This is a genomic window from Mesorhizobium sp. WSM1343, assembly GCF_055901535.1.
The window spans coordinates 1,219,644-1,235,477 of sequence record NZ_CM148370.1 but is presented as its reverse complement, the minus strand read 5'-3'; the positions used below and the strand labels follow the sequence as shown (position 1 = coordinate 1,235,477).

Genomic DNA, 15,834 nt, shown 5'->3' with positions numbered 1-15,834 from the left:
CTATCGATACAGATCCGCCCGTGTCGGCGGCAGGCCGCTTGGACCGCGCGCGCGCTTGGTCACGACGGTCTGGAAAATCTGTGCCGAGGCTCGCTCGAAGGTGATCGAACAGCCCGTCAGGTAAAGCAGCCATAGCCGCGCCCTGGCCTCGCCCACCTCGGCGATAGCCTCGTCGAACCTTTCGTTGAGTCGCTCCGCCCACAACCTGCAGGTGCGGGCATAGTGCTCGCGCAGGTTCTCGACATCGTAGACGAGAAAACCATGCGCCTCGAGATTGCCTGTTGTCATGCCGATGGTGTCGAGTTCGCCGCCGGGAAAGATATATTTGAGCAGCGCCTTGAACTCCGGCCCCTTGCGCAAGGTCTTCTTGATGTCGCCCTTGCTGCGCCGGGTGATGGCGTGGTGCAGATAGATGCCGCCCGGCTTCAGCAGGCGATGAATGGTCTTGAAATAAGTCGCATGGTTGGCGAGCCCGAGATGTTCGAACATGCCGATCGACGAGATCTTGTCGAAGCTGCCGGTGAGTTCCGCATAGGATTTGATCTCGATGGTGATGCGGTCCTCCAGCCCCTCGGCGCGAATGCGTTCGCGGGCCAGCTCGGTCTGCGCCTGCGACAGCGACACACCGTGGCCGACGACGCCGTAGTTCTTCGCCGCATGGATCAGCATGGCGCCCCAGCCGCAACCGATGTCGAGCAGTCGTTCGCCCGGTTTCAGCCGGAGCTTGCGGCAGATGTGGTCGAGCTTGTCGACCTGGGCCTCGTCGATGCCATTGGCGAAATCCTTGAAGTAGCCGCAGCTATAGACCATGCGCTCGTCGAGAAAGAGCCGGTAGAAGGCGTTCGAGATGTCATAGTGATGCTGGATCGCCTCCTGGCTCGAACCGCTGACATAGGGATTGCGCCCCGACAGATCGGTCCGCGCGCCCATCTGCTTGCGTGCCAAAAGCACGGAAGGCAGGTCGCGCAGGATCGCCATTTTCGGCAGCGACTTGAGCTTGGTTCTGAGCTTGCCTTGCGACGGCAGGGCATAAAAATCGAAGATCGTCCCGTCTTCGATGTCGATCGTCTTAGAAATCCACATCTCGATCAGCGTCGACAGGGACGGTCGCTTCACGATCTGCCAGACGATGTCCTGGTCGTTGATGGTGAGCACCGGACCAGTGGCGGGGCCGATCCGCTCCCCGGTCCACAGCCTGACCGCAAAACCCGGCTTCAATGTTTCGATCACCGTCCGAACGATGCGAGCGGCCTTTTCGGCTGCCTCCATGCGATTCCTCCGAATGCTGGCTCCGGGGCAGAAGTTTGCCCGGTCGGCCTGGCAATCGCAAGCCGGCCCGCACCAGGCCCGCCCGTTGGTTAATTTCAGACCTGCACCTTGTCTTTTGCTGCAATGCACCCCATCATGAGTATGTGTTCAACAAATCGAAAGGAGGTGATCCGATGTCGAGTGATTTCGTTTTCCAGAACGTGGCCTCAGCGGATTGCACTTTCGGGAAGCAGTCTTCCCGTTAAGGCGCGAAATGCGCGGCGGCTGACCTGATAGGTCATCGCCATGGGCCGCGCCACGGACGGAAACACGGAAGGCCGCCGGCTTCGAAAGAAGCGGCGGCCTTTTCCGTTTGCGGACCAGACTACTGAGTCAATGCGACCTTTTCGGTGTTGCGAATGATTTCCTGAAAGGCGTCGTCCAATTCGGCTCCGGTGGACACGTCGAAGAAATGCCTCTTGGCGCCGGAGGTATCCTTCGACGAACAATCCTTCAGCACCGCCTTTGCCTGGTCCCGCTCGGTTGTCGACATATCCTTGTCGTCCAGATCGAAGCCGATGGTGAAAATCTCGATGCCGTCGTTTTTCATGTTGTCGCACAGCGTTTCGGCGTTGCCGCGCGCAAGATTGCCCTGCCTGTTGTAGCTGTCCCCAGCACCGGCGAAGGCCGTATTGAACTGGCCATCGGTCATCAGGATCGCGACCTTGGCGATCTTCTTCGGATCGGCATCCGAGGCACCCTTGCCAAGACCGGCATTCCTGATCGCAGTGCGCCATTGCGGCGACAGCATATAATAGGTCCACTGAATGGCGATCGCGCCGGCCGTAAACCCATTGGCCCGGAAGTCCTCGATCGATTCAAGCAAGGCATCGGAATCGGCGGTCAGCGGGATCACTTTCGCATCAGGACACCTGTTCATGTCCCCGTCACCGAGATGATCGTCCCGGTTGACCAGGGCATAGAATTTCTTGCCGTTCCCGTCGGTGCGAACAGTATCCGGGCCGTCGGCGCTCATATCCGCGTTGCCGTTCTTGTCTTTGCGCTCGGTGGCGCAATTGTCGGGGCGTGGCATCGCCGCGCCGACAATGGAGATGTAGTCGCTGAACGACGGCAGCAGATTTTTGCCCGTCTTGGCGACGAGAAGCGGACTGCCGGCGACGGGTGGGAGCTCAGTGCTGGCTTGTTTTTCGGCATAGACGTTTTCCGCCAGCTTGCCGGCGTTGACGCCAGATGCGTAAGGCACAATCGCGACGCGGATGCGGGGGTTCTGCGGATCCTGTTTCTGCAGCATCGTCTGGACGGCGTTTTTTGCAGCTGTTTTCAGATCGCCGATTTTGTCGACCTTGCCGCGCTTGGCCATCGACCCCGTTATGTCGAGCATCATCGCCACTTCGACGGTCTTGTCCGAATAGAGCGCCGTCGTGGAGGCGGCGACGCGTTTCATGTCGCCCGTGCCAAAAATCGGGAAATACAGCCCGACATCGACATGGGCGTCAGCCTGGACCGTCTTGGCGGTCCTGTTGACGATCAGCCTGTCGAGTACGATCTGGTCGGCCTGCAGAATGCCTGCCTGGCTGTTGGCGTCGAGAAAGGCCTGCACCGATTTGTTGGCATCGGCTTCCTTGATGGCGCCGGTCGTTAGGTCGCGTGCCGTCGATGTGACCGCGGCGTCGACGACGCCTTGGAGGCTCGATCTGGCATTGTAGAGCTGCGATACGTTGACCGAGAAGCCAACAGCCAGCGCCAAGACCGAGGCGCTGAGGCCGAACAGGATTGCGAAATTTCCACCGCGATCCCTGGCGAACCCGCCGACCGCGTGAACAAGACCCCCGTAATTCCGCATCCTACAGCCTCCATTCGCCTCGGCCTCGTCGCCGCGGACAGGGCAATGCAGGATTCCCGCCGGATGACGCCGCTGGCTGGCAGAAGGCCGGCCGCTTGCCGCCAAATCATTGTTTTTGTTCGGCTTCAAGCTCCGCAAAGGTGAATGACTGGTAAACAGAAAAGCGCGGCCGCGGCTGCGTTTACGAGCCGGTTACCATGCTCAAGACGAAGCAATCACGGAATCCCGATGACGTCCTGTTGCGGGACAGGGTCCGTGTGCCGAAGCGGGCCAGTTGTCCCGAGACTGCAAGGCGCGAAATGATCGGATCCAACGCCTCCGGCCGTCGAAAGACCAAAGCGCCATCACGTTTGAAAACCAGGGCCGCTTTTGGCCGCGCCTCAAGAGGGTGTTGAGATTCAGGTAAGGCCAAGTCGAAAATGATGGCTTTCGAGAACCGGAGCGGAGCGGACATTTGGTCCGTGAGCACCGGAAGCTCAGAAAGCCGTCATTTGCAGACCGGCCTCACCTGAATCGACATACCTTTAGGCCAGCATCTGTGCGCCGACGGTCCTGTCGATACCGTGGTAGGGCGGGTTGAACAGATTGCCTTCCTGTTCATAGGTCCATACCTTGAACAGGCTGAGCCGGTGGGCGCCGAAACTATGCAGCAGCGGCACGTCGGTGGCGTCGCGGCCGCGGGCGATGACGATGCGGCCGATTCTTGGCGTGTTGTGGCGAGGATCGAACGTGTACCATTTGCCGTCGAGGAACACTTCCAGCCACGCCGAAAAGTCCATCGGTGCCGGATCGGCTGGCACGCCGATATCACCGAGATAGCCGTTCACATAGCGTGCCGGAATATTCATGCAGCGGCAAAGCGTGATCGCCAGATGAGCGAAGTCGCGGCAGACCCCGACGCGTTCCTCATGCGCCTGAGCCGCCGTGCGGGTCGAGCGCGCATAGCCATAGCCGAACGACAGCCGGTTGTGGACATAGTCGACGATCGCCTGCACGCGCGCCCAGCCGGACGGAATGTCGCCGAAGAGCTGCCAGGCCAGGCTGCTCAGATGATCCGTCTCGCAATAGCGGCTGCCCAGGAGATAACCGAGAACTTCGTCCGGCAGGTCCGCCACCGGCACTTCCCTGGCCAGGGTGTTTACCTCGTCCGTCTCGCCGCTGTCCTCGACGACCGCGTCGTACAGGATGCGAAAACCACCGGCGGGCGCTGTGAAGCGCCGGCAGGCATTGCCATGCAGATCGTGGTACAGCCTTGTCGGCACCGCGGGCGAGGTCAGCACCCGCGTCTGCCGCTTGATATCAGCCTGCCTGTCCCGATGGATCTCGAGCACTGAAATCACCGGCGTGGCGGCTACGCATTCGATGGCGATTTCATAGCCGAGCCGGATCAGCATCGTTGGTCCCCCCTTCGATCTTGTGAGAAGCAGTCCTTCCCAAACGCCCGGAGGATACCGTGGTTCCCTGGGCCGATCGAAAAGCCCACCCCGTGTCTTCCCCTGCCGCGGTCGAGACGTTAGGTTCGGCAACCCCACCAGCGCTCCCCGGACTCAAGGAAAATCATGTATTCAAGCAGAAAATTCGCGGCCTTCCTCTTCGACATGGACGGCACGCTCATCAATTCCATCGCCTCGGCGGAACGGGTGTGGAGCGATTGGGCACGCCGCCAGGGCCTCGACGTCGCTGCCTTCCTGCCGACGATCCATGGCGTACGCGCGATCGAGACCATCACCGGCCTGGCGCTGCCGGGCGTCGACCCGGCACACGAGGCTGATCTGCTGCTGAAGGCCGAGGCGGCCGATCTCGAAGGCATTATCCAGATCGCCGGCGCCGTGGCATTTCTCGATTCGCTGCCGCCCGAACGCTGGGCGATCGTAACCTCCGCCCCACGTGAGCTGGCGCTGTTGCGCATGAAGGCCGCGGGCATCCCCGTCCCGGCCGTCATCGTCGCAGCGGAAGATGTCTCCCGCGGCAAGCCGGCGCCCGATTGCTTCCGGCTTGGCGCGGAACGGCTCGGCTTCGACGCGCGCGACTGCCTCGTGTTCGAGGATGCCCCGGCCGGCATAGCGGCAGCCGAAGCGGCGGGCGCGGCGGTCATGGTCATCAGCGCCACGCACAAGCACCCCTTGCCAACGCAACACGCCGCGATCGCGGGCTACGACATGGTGGGCATCACCGTCGACGAGCGTGGCTGGATCGCGCTCGAGCCGCAGCGCAACGCCGCCTAGGCCGCGTCTAGAAATCGCTGGTCAGGCCCTTTACCTCCCAGTCGCCGTAGCGGCCGGGCTCCTTGCCGCCGCGGCCGCCGATTTCCTTCGGCGCCGAGGCTTCCTTTTCCAGGTACTTTACACGCCTTGCTTCGGCTTCCGCGAGCGCACGTCTGGCTTCCGGCGTCAGCGCCTTTGGCTCGACATCATGGGCAAGCTCGGCATCGGTTTTACTGGCTTCGTCGTTCATGCGATATTTCCAGCGGATTGAAACGGGAACTGGTGTTTCCCATCATATAGCGATGAGACGAAGCGGATCGACCCCTTTTCGCTATCACCTGGACAGGAGCAGACGATGAACACACTTCGCACCGCCATGCTTCTTGCCGCGATGACCGCGCTGTTCATGGGCGTCGGCTTTTTGATCGGCGGAACCGGCGGCATGATGATCGCGCTGCTGATCGCCGCCGGCACCAATCTGTTCAGCTACTGGAATGCCGACAAGATGGTGCTGTCGATGAACCGTGCCGTCGAGGTCGACGAGAAGAACGCGCCCGAATATTACGCCATCGTCCAGTCGCTCGCCAAACAGGCCGGCCTGCCCATGCCGAAGACCTACCTGATCGACAATCCGCAGCCGAACGCCTTTGCCACCGGCCGCAACCCGCAGAACGCGGCGGTCGCTGCCTCCACCGGCCTGTTGCAGGCGCTGACGCCTGAAGAGGTCGCAGCCGTCATGGCGCACGAACTCGCCCATGTGCAGCACCGCGACACGCTGACCATGACGATCGTCGCCACCTTTGCCGGTGCCATTTCGATGCTCGGCAATTTCGCCTTCTTTTTCAGTGGCAATCGCGACAACAATCCGTTCGGCTTTGTCGGCGTGCTGGCGGCGATGATCGTAGCGCCCTTTGCCGCGATGGTCGTGCAGATGGCGGTCAGCCGCACCCGCGAATACGAGGCCGACCGACGTGGCGCCGAAATCTGTGGACACCCGCTCTGGCTGGCATCGGCGCTTGACAAGATCGCCCGCGGCGCCGAACGCATCCGCAACCCCGATGCCGAGCGCAATCCCGCGACCGCGCATCTCTTCATCATCAATCCCCTTCACGGCGAGCGCATGGACAGCCTGTTCTCCACCCACCCCGCCACTGAGAACCGCATTGCAGCCTTGCAGGCGATGGCGCGCGACATGGCCGGCAGCGAAACCCGGGCTGCACCGCGCCAGGCCCCAACGCCACGCCAGGCGGACGAACTGCGGCCATCCGGCCCGTGGGATCAGACAGCACGGCCCGAGCAGCCGGCGGAGCCCGCCAAGCCCAAATCCAACCCATGGGGTCGCAATCCGACCGGGCCCAGGGGCCGGTGGTCGTGAGCGTGGCGGACAGAGGACCTCGACGCACGGTTTCAGGTGATCAGGAACACAGGGACGGCGGCGACTTCGTCGCCGGTCTCGCCGCGCGCAAGGCAGCGGCCCGCCTGCTGGCCGCCGTCATCGATGCCAGGACACCGCTTGACGGGCTGACCGATCACGAGAACGGCCACCCGCAATACAAGGCGCTCGATTTGCGCGATCGCGGCCTTGTCCGCGCCATTCTGGTCACCGCGCTGCGCTATCGCATGACCATATCGGGGCTCTTGGCGCGGCGCCTGGAAAAGCCGCTGCCGCCCAATGCCACGGCGCTGTCGCACATATTGCATGTGGCGGCCGCACAGATCCTGTTCCTCGATATTCCCGACAGCGCCGCCGTCGACATTGCGGTGACCCATGCCAAGTCCGATCCGCGCACGGTGCGGTTCTCCGGCCTCGTCAATGGCGTGCTGCGCACACTGGCACGGGCCAAGGAAACGGAATTGCCTGCCGCCCTTGCCGCCACCGACGAGGCGCCCGAATGGTTTTCCGACAGGCTGAAGACTACCTACGGCAACGAAAAGGCCAGACAGATCCTCGAAGCGCACCGCGTTGAGGCGCCGGTCGACTTCTCGGTCAAGGCCGATCCCGGACTCTGGGCCGAAAAACTCGGCGGCATCGTCCTGCCGACCGGCACGGTGCGGGTCGAGAATCTTGTCGGTCCTGTCACCGAATTGCCTGGCTTTGCCGAGGGCGCCTGGTGGGTCCAGGACGCCGCGGCCAGCCTGCCCGCCCGACTGTTCGGCGATGTCACGGGATTGCGGGTTGCCGATCTCTGCGCCGCGCCCGGCGGCAAGACCGCGCAGCTGATCGTTGCCGGCGCGAAGGTCACCGCCGTCGACACGTCAAAAAACCGGCTTGCGCGGCTGACGCAGAATCTCGAGCGCCTCGGCCTGTCCGCCGAGATCGTCCAGGCCGACCTGCTCAAATTCGAGCCGAAGGAATTGTTCGACGCCGTTCTCCTCGACGCGCCCTGCTCGTCGACCGGCACGGTGCGGCGGCACCCCGACGTGCCATGGACCAAGACTTCTGCCGATGTCGAAAAACTGGCCGACCTGCAGCGCAGGCTGCTCGCCCGCACTGTGACGCTGGTGAAGCCCGGCGGCAGGATCGTCTTTTCCAACTGTTCGCTCGATCCGCTCGAAGGCGAGGATCTCTGTCGCGCCTTTCTCGCCGGCACGCCTGAAATCACCAATGATCCGCTGCTGCAAGGCGAGATCGCCGGCATCGATCCATTCCTGACGCCGCAAGGCACGCTGCGCACCACGCCCGCCGACCTGGACCTCGGCGCGCCGGAACGCTCAGGCCTCGACGGCTTCTTCGCCGCTCGCATGCGGCGAGCCGGCTAGGGCTTGAACTGCCGGATTTGCTGCCTTTTTTAGGCAGGACCGGGGGCAGAAGCAGGTGAACCGGCCCGGGCTCGTGGAATTCGCCTTCGCACGAATCGTGCAATCATGTAGACTCGGCGCCGGGGTAGAGGACATCAGGAGGGGTTTTGGCACTGGCTGCCAGCAGCACGACGCGTCTGTGGACGCTTGTCGCGAAGGAGTTCTGGCGCAAAACGCGCCGGCGCCTGCGCGCCGGGCCTGTCTATCGCTGGCGCTATTCCGGCCGCACGCCGGAACGTGTGCTGATCGCACCGCCGGACCTGCGCCTCGCCGACCCGCAGATCGCACTCGAGATCTATTACGGCCGCTATCCCCTGTCGGGGCATCTGGTCGAGACCGGCGGCAAGTCGCCTTTCCAGATCAACGTGCCCAATCACGGGTGGCAGAAGACGCTGCACGGCTTTCGCTGGCTGCGCCATATGCGCGCCGCCGGCACCGAGCTTGCCGCTGCCAATGCCCGCGCCCTGGTCTCCGATTGGATCACCATGCATGGCAGCCATATTTCCGGCATCGCCTGGGAGCCCGGCACGACGGCCAAGCGCATCATCGCCTGGTTGCAGCACTCCTCGGTCGTATTGCAGGGCGCCGAGTTCCCATTTTACCGCGCCTTCCTGAAATCGGTTGCCATGCAGATCCGCTACCTCAGGTCGATGGCGCGCGAAATGCCCGACGGCAAGGACAGGCTGCGGGCCCGCATCGCGCTCGCCTTCGCTGCCTTGTCCCTGCCGGCGCCGGCATCGGCGCTGCGTGGCGCGACCCGCAATCTTGCCGAGGAACTCGACCGCCAGATCCTCGCCGATGGCGGGCACATTTCGCGCAATCCGATGGTCGTCCTGGAAATCCTCGCCGACCTTCTGCCACTGCGCCAGACCTATGCCAACCAGGCGGAAACGCCGCCGCAGGCGCTGATCGGCGCCATCGACCGCATGCTGCCGGCGCTGCGCTTCTTCCGCCATCAGGATGGCAGCCTCGCCCGCTTCAACGGCATGGGCGCCACCATCCACGACCGCATCGCCACCATCCTGCGCCACGACGACACCGCTGGCGCGCCGCTGCTGCATGCGCCGCATTCCGGCTATGAGCGCCTGTCTATGGGCGGCACCACGGTCATCGCCGACACCGGCCCGCCGCCGCCGGTCGACGTGTCCAATGCCGCACATGCCAGCTGCCTTGCCTTCGAACTGTCGTCCGGGCGCCAGCACTACATCGTCAATGCCGGCATCGACACCTACGGCGCGGCTGAATTCCGGCCGCTGGCGCGCGCCACCGCCGCGCACTCGACCGCCACCATCAACGACACCTCGTCGGCGCGCTTCAGCCACTCGTTGCGCGTCAACGACCTGCTCGGTTCGCCGTTGATCGGCGGCCCGCAGCATGTGCAGTGCAAGCGCACCGATCAGAAAGGCGTTCAGGGTTTCATCGCCCGCCATGACGGCTATGTCGCGCGCTTTGGTTTCCTGCATGAGCGCGAGCTGAAGCTGTCGTCGAACGGCAATGTGCTGGCCGGCCGGGACCGCTTCCAGCGCCCCGGCAGTGCCGCGATCCGCAACAATGGCCGCGACTTCGTCACCGTCCGCTTCCACGTTCATCCCGATGTCAACCTTTTGCAGGACGAGCATGACCGCCTGGTGCTGGCCGCCGATCAGGCCGACACCTGGGTGTTCACATCGGCCGAAGTGGTGCCGGAGGTCGAGGAATCGATCTATTTCGCCGGTCTTGGCGGCCCGCGCCGCAGCCGCCAGATCGTGCTTGCCTTCAAGGCCTCGGAAATCGCCGAAGTCCACTGGCAGCTGACCCGCACCAGCATCGCCGGTTATCCGGAAAACAACTGACCTACCTGACCGCCGGTTTGATTTCCGGGCGGCATGTGCTACGGGCGCGGGCATCCACCACACCAGTCGTGAAAGGCCGCCAGCCCATGGCCGTCGCCGCCAAGAACATTCCCGCACCAGACCTGGTTCCCGTGCGCCGCGCCCTGCTCTCCGTTTTCGACAAAACCGGCCTCATCGATTTCGCCAAGGCGCTGGCAGCCGCAGGCGTCGAGCTGGTCTCGACCGGCGGCACGGCAAAGGCGATCTCTGACGCGGGCCTTCCGGTGCGCGACGTCTCCGAGCTCACCGGCTTTCCCGAGATCATGGATGGCCGCGTCAAGACCTTGCATCCCGGCGTGCATGGCGCGCTGCTTGGCGTGCGCGACGATCCGGAGCATTCAGCGGCAATGCGCAAATACGGCATCGAGCCGATCGATCTCGTCGTCTCCAATCTCTATCCGTTCGAGGAGGTCCGCCGCTCCGGCGCCGACTACGCATCGATCGTCGAGAACATCGACATTGGCGGCCCGGCCATGATCCGCGCCTCGGCCAAGAACCACGCCTATGTCGCCATCGTCACCGATCCCGGCGACTATGCCTCGGTGCTGAACGCGCTGGAGATGAACATCGGCTCGCTGTCGCTGGATTTCCGCAAGAAGCTGGCCGCCAAGGCCTTCGCCCGCACCGCCAGCTATGACGCGGCGATCTCCGGCTGGTTCGCCGAAGCGCTCGAGATCGAACACCCGACGTGGCGTGCCTTTGGCGGCAGGCTGGTCGAGGTGATGCGCTATGGCGAGAACCCGCATCAGAGCGCCGGCTTCTATATCGATGGCGACAAGCGGCCGGGCGTCGCCACGGCGCGTCAGTTGCAGGGCAAGCAGCTGTCCTACAACAACATCAACGACACCGACGCCGCCTTCGAGCTGGTCGGCGAGTTCGATCCGGCGCGTTCCGCCGCCGTCGCCATCATCAAGCACGCCAACCCGTGCGGCGTTGCCGAAGGCACCTCGCTAAAAGCCGCCTACGCCAAGGCGCTCGCCTGCGACCCGGTTTCGGCCTTCGGCGGCATCATCGCGGTCAACCGCACCCTCGACGCCGAGGCGGCGGAAGAGATCGTAAAAACCTTCACCGAAGTCATCATAGCGCCCGGCGCCACTGACGAGGCAGCGGCCATCGTCGCGGCGAAGAAGAATTTGCGCCTGCTGGTCACCGGTGGGCTGCCGGATCCGCGCACGCCGGGCACGACGGTCAAATCCGTCGCCGGCGGTCTGCTCATCCAGGGCCGGGACAACGCTGTCGTCGACGACCTCGAACTGAAAGTGGTGACCAAGAGGGCGCCGACGCCGGTCGAAATGGCCGACCTGAAATTCGCCTTCCGCATCGCCAAGCACGTCAAGTCCAACGCCATCGTCTACGTCAGGGACGGCGCCACCGTCGGTATCGGCGCCGGCCAGATGAGCCGGGTCGACTCCTCACGCATCGCTGCCCGCAAGGCACTCGACGCCGCCGAGGCCGCCGGCCTTGCCGAACCGCTGACCAAGGGCTCGGTCGTCGCCTCCGACGCCTTCTTCCCCTTCGCCGACGGATTGCTGTCGGCGATCGCCGCCGGCGCCACTGCCGTTATCCAGCCGGGTGGCTCGATGAACGACAAGGACGTCATCGCCGCCGCCGACGAGCACGGCATCGCCATGGTGTTTACGGGCGTCCGGCATTTCAGGCATTGACGCACTTCTTCCTTCTCCCCTTGCGGGGTGAGAAGCGGTTCGCGCAGCGAACGAAAAAGCCAATTGCCTGGCTTTTCGAGCTTCGAACGCCCTGAGCCTGCGAAGGGCCGGGCGGTAGACGATCCGCCCTGCCGGGTCCCCGCTGCTCCGCAGCGTCCCGGCGTTCGCCAGCCTTTCATCGTGCCACTGGCACGATGAATTCGCTTCGCGAACCGGCCGCTCACCCCACAGGGGAGAAGGAAGAAAGAACTCAATCCGCCGGCCGGTCCGCCGGATAGGGCGTCTTGACCAGGATCGCCATGCCGATCCCGAGGAACAGCACGATCACCGCCATGCCGAGCCGTGCCGAGCCGCTGGCCAGGGTGACGGACGCGACCATGAACGGCGCCAGGAAACTGGTCGCCCGTCCGGCCAGCGCATAAATGCCGAAATAGCGGCCGGATTCTGCCGCCGTGACGCTGCGCGCCATGTAGGATCGCGACGACGCCTGCACCGGCCCGAAAGCCACACCGATCAACAGGCCGAAGAAGATGTAGGCCTTTTCCGCTGCGGTGCCGAACAGGCCGCCACTGTCCGGTCCAGGCATCATCCAGAGGCCGAACAAAGTATAGCCCGGTCCGGTCGAGACGATGCCGATCGTGGCGATGCTGAGCAGGACCAGCGAGATCATGACGATGGTTTTTGAGCCAAGCGCCGTGTCGAGACGGGCCGCAACCAGGCAGCCGAAGATGGCGACGACATTGAGAATGATGCCGAAAATACCGATTTCGGTGATCGACCAGTGGAACATCGCTGCTGCGAAAGTGCCCCCCAGCGCCAGCACCGCATTGACACCGTCCTGATAGATCATGCGGGCGACAAGGAAGCGGAAGATGCCGCTGCGCTTGCGCACCTCGCCCAGCGTCACTTTCAGCTCCGCCAACCCCTCTCGCACCGCAGGGCCGATCGGCAGGCCCTTGATGGCATCGGGGGTGAAAAAGAACATCGGCAGGATGAACAGGAAGTACCAGCCGGCTGACAAAGGCCCGGTTGCGCGCGCGTCCTCGCCGAGCTTCGGGTCGAGCCCAAAGAGCGGGTCGGTGCCGATGATCGTCTTGCCGGTCTCCGGCGAACCGGCCAAGCAAGCGACGACGAAGATCAGCGCGATCATGCCGCCGAGATAACCAAGGCCCCAGGCCATGTTGGAGATTCGGCCGATCTCGCTCTTCGGCACCAGGCGCGGCATCATCGAATCGTTGAACACGGTCGAAAACTCGGCCGCGACCGACGCCAGCGAAAAGAACAGCACGACCAGGAAAAGGTTCGAACCGGGGGCCGCGAACCAAAGCATGCAAAGGCAGGTGACCTTGACCGCGGCAAAGAATGCGATCCAGGGCTTGCGCGGGCCGGTCTGGTCGGCAATCGAGCCGAGGATAGGCGACAGCACGGCGATGACAAGACCGGCCGCGGCAATGCCGTAGCCCCAGGCCGCCTGGCCGGTCTCCGGATCGCTCGCCATGCGCGAGACGAAGTAAGGTCCGAAGATGAAGGTCGTCACGACCGTGAAGAACGGCTGCGCCGCCCAGTCGAACAGCATCCATCCCCAGATGCCGCGCCCGGACGCACGCTGCACTGTCTCTACCGTCATCATGATCCCTCGGCACCGGTTCCGTGTCGGGCGCCATGTCTGCATGTTTCATGCGCTCATGCAATGAACGAAGCTCGGTGCCGTACCCTTGACGCTGCCGGGCGTTCACTGTTCGAAAGCCATGCAACTCGCTTTCGTCCGCTTCGCGAACCAAGCCCGTATTTTTCTCGTGGGGGAAGTCGGACCGTAGGTCCGGCGCCGTCCTCCACCCCCTGCTTCGCAACGATTGTCGCCGGCGTGGATTTCTTGATTATTAAGTTGACTCTTTTTGTCCGCTTTGACTAATTGCGCTCGCGCAGGGCCGGAACGGTGACCGGCCGAATTGCTCGAAATTGGTCTGACAGGGAATAAGAGATGACGATTGGTCGACAGGCATTGCTGCGCATTCAGGCAAGGCGATTGATTGCGAGCAGTGCCTTGATAGCGGCATCTTTTGGAATGGTGGGGACCGGCCGGGCCCAGGACGTTTCGCCGGACGATGCAACTCAACTGGAAACGATCGTCGTCACCGGCAAGTCGGACCGCGTTGGCGGGCCCGATCAAACGATCGTCGCCAAGGATACGGCGACCGCCACCAAGACCGATATGCCGATCGTCGACGTTCCCGCCTCGGTTTCAGTTGTAACCCAAAAGGAACTGGAGGCGCGCCATGTCGAAAGCCTCCAGCAGGCCGTGGCCTACACATCCAGCGTCCTCACCGACGAGTTCGGCAACGATGACCGATACGACTATATTCGCATCCGCGGTTTCGACCAGACATCGCTCGGTACCTATCGCGACGGCCTGACGGCGCGCATCCCCGCTTGGTTCACGGCCAGCCGTCTCGAACCTTACGGACTCCAGCGCGTGGAGGTCCTGAAGGGATCGACATCGACGCTATTTGGTCTCAACGGTCCTGGCGGACTGGTGAACGCCATCACCAAGCGGCCGCTGGACCAGAAGCAGGGGGAGATTTACACGTCCTATGGCGACGGCACCAAGGAGATTGGCGTTGATTTTGGCGGGCCGATCGACGCCGATGGCGTGTGGACCTATCGGCTTACCGGGCTGGCCAAGGATGGCGATCAAGGATGGGATTATTCCAACGACGACCGGCTTTACATCGCACCCGCGTTGACCATCAAGCCCGAGGAAGGAACCTCGCTCACCATCCTGACTGACTATTACAAGCGAGATGGCACAGGCGCACGCGGCACCCCCGCCGGCGCCAATATCGACATCGGCACCTTCCTGGGCGAGCCGGATTTCAACCGCTTCAACACCGAGCAGGTCGATATCGGCTACCAGTTCGAACATGAATTCAACGAGAATCTCACCTTCCGCTCCAATGCCCGCTACACGCATTTGAGCCTCGACTACGCCGAGGTCTACGGCGCGTCGCTTGACCCCACGGCGGACCGCACGGCATTTTCCGTCGGCGGCCTGTCCAACCGCTATGCCTTCGACAATCAGTTGCAATACGATACGGGCTGGGACCGGGTCGCCAGCAAGACGCTTGTCGGCGTCGACTACGCCAACGACAAGACCCGCGAAAACATCCTCTTCGGCACCGCCGGCCCCATCGACATCGACAACCCGACCTATTGCGGTCTGTCCTGCATCAACCTCGGTCCCTATGTGAACTGGCGGGTCAAGCAGCAGGCGGTCGGTGTCTATGCCCAGGAGCAATTGACGTTTGACGACCGCTGGATCGTCACCCTGGGCGGGCGCTGGGACCGTGTCCATACGACGGCGGACTATCTCGATCTGGGAACGCAGGACGACGACACCGCATCGGCCTTCACCAAGCGCGCCGGCCTGACCTACAAATTCACGCCGAACCTCGCGGTCTACGCCAACTATTCGGAAAGCTTCCAGCCGCTCGTGTCGCCAAGCGCCAACGGGTATGCGGTCTCGGGCTCGTTGAAGCCTCAGGAGGGCAAACAGTATGAGGCAGGCATCAAGTACAAGCCCGACGGCTTCGACGGCCTGTTCACAGCCGCGGTCTTCGACCTTACCCAAACCAATGTTCCGACCTATGTCACGCCTGTTGTCCAGCAGCAGATCGGCAAGGTTGGCGTCCGCGGCATCGAACTCGAGGGTAAGGCCGCCATCGCGGAAAACCTGAACCTGACGCTTGCCTATTCCTACTGGGATGCCGAGATCCTGGAAGACGGCATTGGCGGGAATGCCGGCAATCGGCCGCAGCGCGTTCCTCGCCACCTGGCGTCAGCCTGGGTTGACTATACGCTTCCCGAGGAAGGACCGCGTGGCGACCTGACCATCGGCGGTGGCGTGCGCTATATCGGACAAACCTACGGGGATGACGCGAACACCATTTCGATTGGCGGCTACGCACTGGTGGATGCGGCGATTAGCTACAAGATGACCAAGGACGTGACGTTGGCCTTGAACGCAACGAACCTGTTCGACCGGAAGTATCTGACAACCAGCTATTACGGGACCGAATTCTACGGCGACCGGCTGAAAATCGTCGGCACCCTCAAACATTCCTGGTGAGCTTGCTGAACGCCAAGCGCCGATAACATTGGAAAAGGCGCCACACGCACCCGACAAT

Annotated in this window: 11 protein-coding genes; 6 read left to right on the top strand and 5 right to left on the bottom strand. The window is 63.1% G+C overall.

All coding sequences use genetic code 11. The features are described 5' to 3' along the window. From AC0NIL_RS05915 to AC0NIL_RS05905, 3 genes are all read right to left on the bottom strand, one after another. Window positions 1-1,269 carry a class I SAM-dependent methyltransferase gene (locus AC0NIL_RS05915; protein ID WP_473572918.1) on the bottom strand — a complete coding sequence of 423 codons (1,269 nt, stop codon included), beginning with the start codon at window positions 1,267-1,269 and terminating at the stop codon, window positions 1-3. Window positions 1,270-1,633: 364 nt separating this feature from the next. Continuing rightward, complete coding sequence (locus tag AC0NIL_RS05910; RefSeq protein WP_275953499.1) at window positions 1,634-3,112, bottom strand: TadE/TadG family type IV pilus assembly protein; 1,479 nt, start codon at window positions 3,110-3,112, stop codon at window positions 1,634-1,636. A 524-nt stretch (window positions 3,113-3,636) separates the two neighbouring features. Further along, window positions 3,637-4,506, bottom strand: coding sequence for a transglutaminase-like domain-containing protein (locus AC0NIL_RS05905; protein ID WP_013529017.1), 870 nt, complete (start codon window positions 4,504-4,506; stop codon window positions 3,637-3,639). Between the two features lie 165 nt (window positions 4,507-4,671). On the opposite strand from AC0NIL_RS05905, the gene AC0NIL_RS05900 reads away from it, so the two are divergent. After that, a complete protein-coding gene (locus AC0NIL_RS05900; protein WP_063169463.1) occupies window positions 4,672-5,337 on the top strand; it encodes an HAD-IA family hydrolase in 666 nt (221 codons plus the stop codon). A gap of 7 nt (window positions 5,338-5,344) precedes the next feature. Here the strand turns inward: AC0NIL_RS05900 and AC0NIL_RS05895 are convergent, their stop codons facing one another. Next, a complete protein-coding gene (locus AC0NIL_RS05895) occupies window positions 5,345-5,566 on the bottom strand; it encodes a DUF1674 domain-containing protein (protein ID WP_024504209.1) in 222 nt (73 codons plus the stop codon). 105 nt (window positions 5,567-5,671) lie between these two features. Between AC0NIL_RS05895 and htpX the strand changes: the two genes are divergently transcribed. The 4 genes from htpX (at window position 5,672) to purH (ending at window position 11,650) form a co-directional block, all read left to right on the top strand. After that, a complete protein-coding gene (gene htpX, locus AC0NIL_RS05890) occupies window positions 5,672-6,691 on the top strand; it encodes a zinc metalloprotease HtpX (protein WP_024504208.1) in 1,020 nt (339 codons plus the stop codon). Beyond that, complete coding sequence (locus tag AC0NIL_RS05885; RefSeq protein ID WP_224618842.1) at window positions 6,649-8,076, top strand: RsmB/NOP family class I SAM-dependent RNA methyltransferase; 1,428 nt, start codon at window positions 6,649-6,651, stop codon at window positions 8,074-8,076. The genes htpX and AC0NIL_RS05885 overlap by 43 nt, the downstream gene beginning before the upstream one ends. A gap of 146 nt (window positions 8,077-8,222) precedes the next feature. Continuing rightward, on the top strand, window positions 8,223-9,947 hold the full coding sequence (locus AC0NIL_RS05880) for a heparinase II/III family protein (RefSeq protein ID WP_013529012.1): 1,725 nt from the start codon (window positions 8,223-8,225) through the stop codon (window positions 9,945-9,947). Between the two features lie 86 nt (window positions 9,948-10,033). Next, window positions 10,034-11,650, top strand: coding sequence for a bifunctional phosphoribosylaminoimidazolecarboxamide formyltransferase/IMP cyclohydrolase (gene purH, locus AC0NIL_RS05875; RefSeq protein WP_473572916.1), 1,617 nt, complete (start codon window positions 10,034-10,036; stop codon window positions 11,648-11,650). A 250-nt stretch (window positions 11,651-11,900) separates the two neighbouring features. On the opposite strand, the gene AC0NIL_RS05870 is transcribed toward purH, so the two are convergent. Further along, window positions 11,901-13,277 (bottom strand): MFS transporter, encoded by a 1,377-nt coding sequence (locus tag AC0NIL_RS05870; RefSeq protein ID WP_013529010.1) that lies wholly within the window; start codon window positions 13,275-13,277, stop codon window positions 11,901-11,903. Window positions 13,278-13,631: 354 nt separating this feature from the next. Here AC0NIL_RS05870 and AC0NIL_RS05865 point away from each other — a divergent pair, with 354 nt between their 5' ends. Then, window positions 13,632-15,776, top strand: a complete 2,145-nt coding sequence (locus AC0NIL_RS05865; protein WP_473572914.1) for a TonB-dependent siderophore receptor — start codon at window positions 13,632-13,634, stop codon at window positions 15,774-15,776. Window positions 15,777-15,834: the final 58 nt, after the last annotated feature.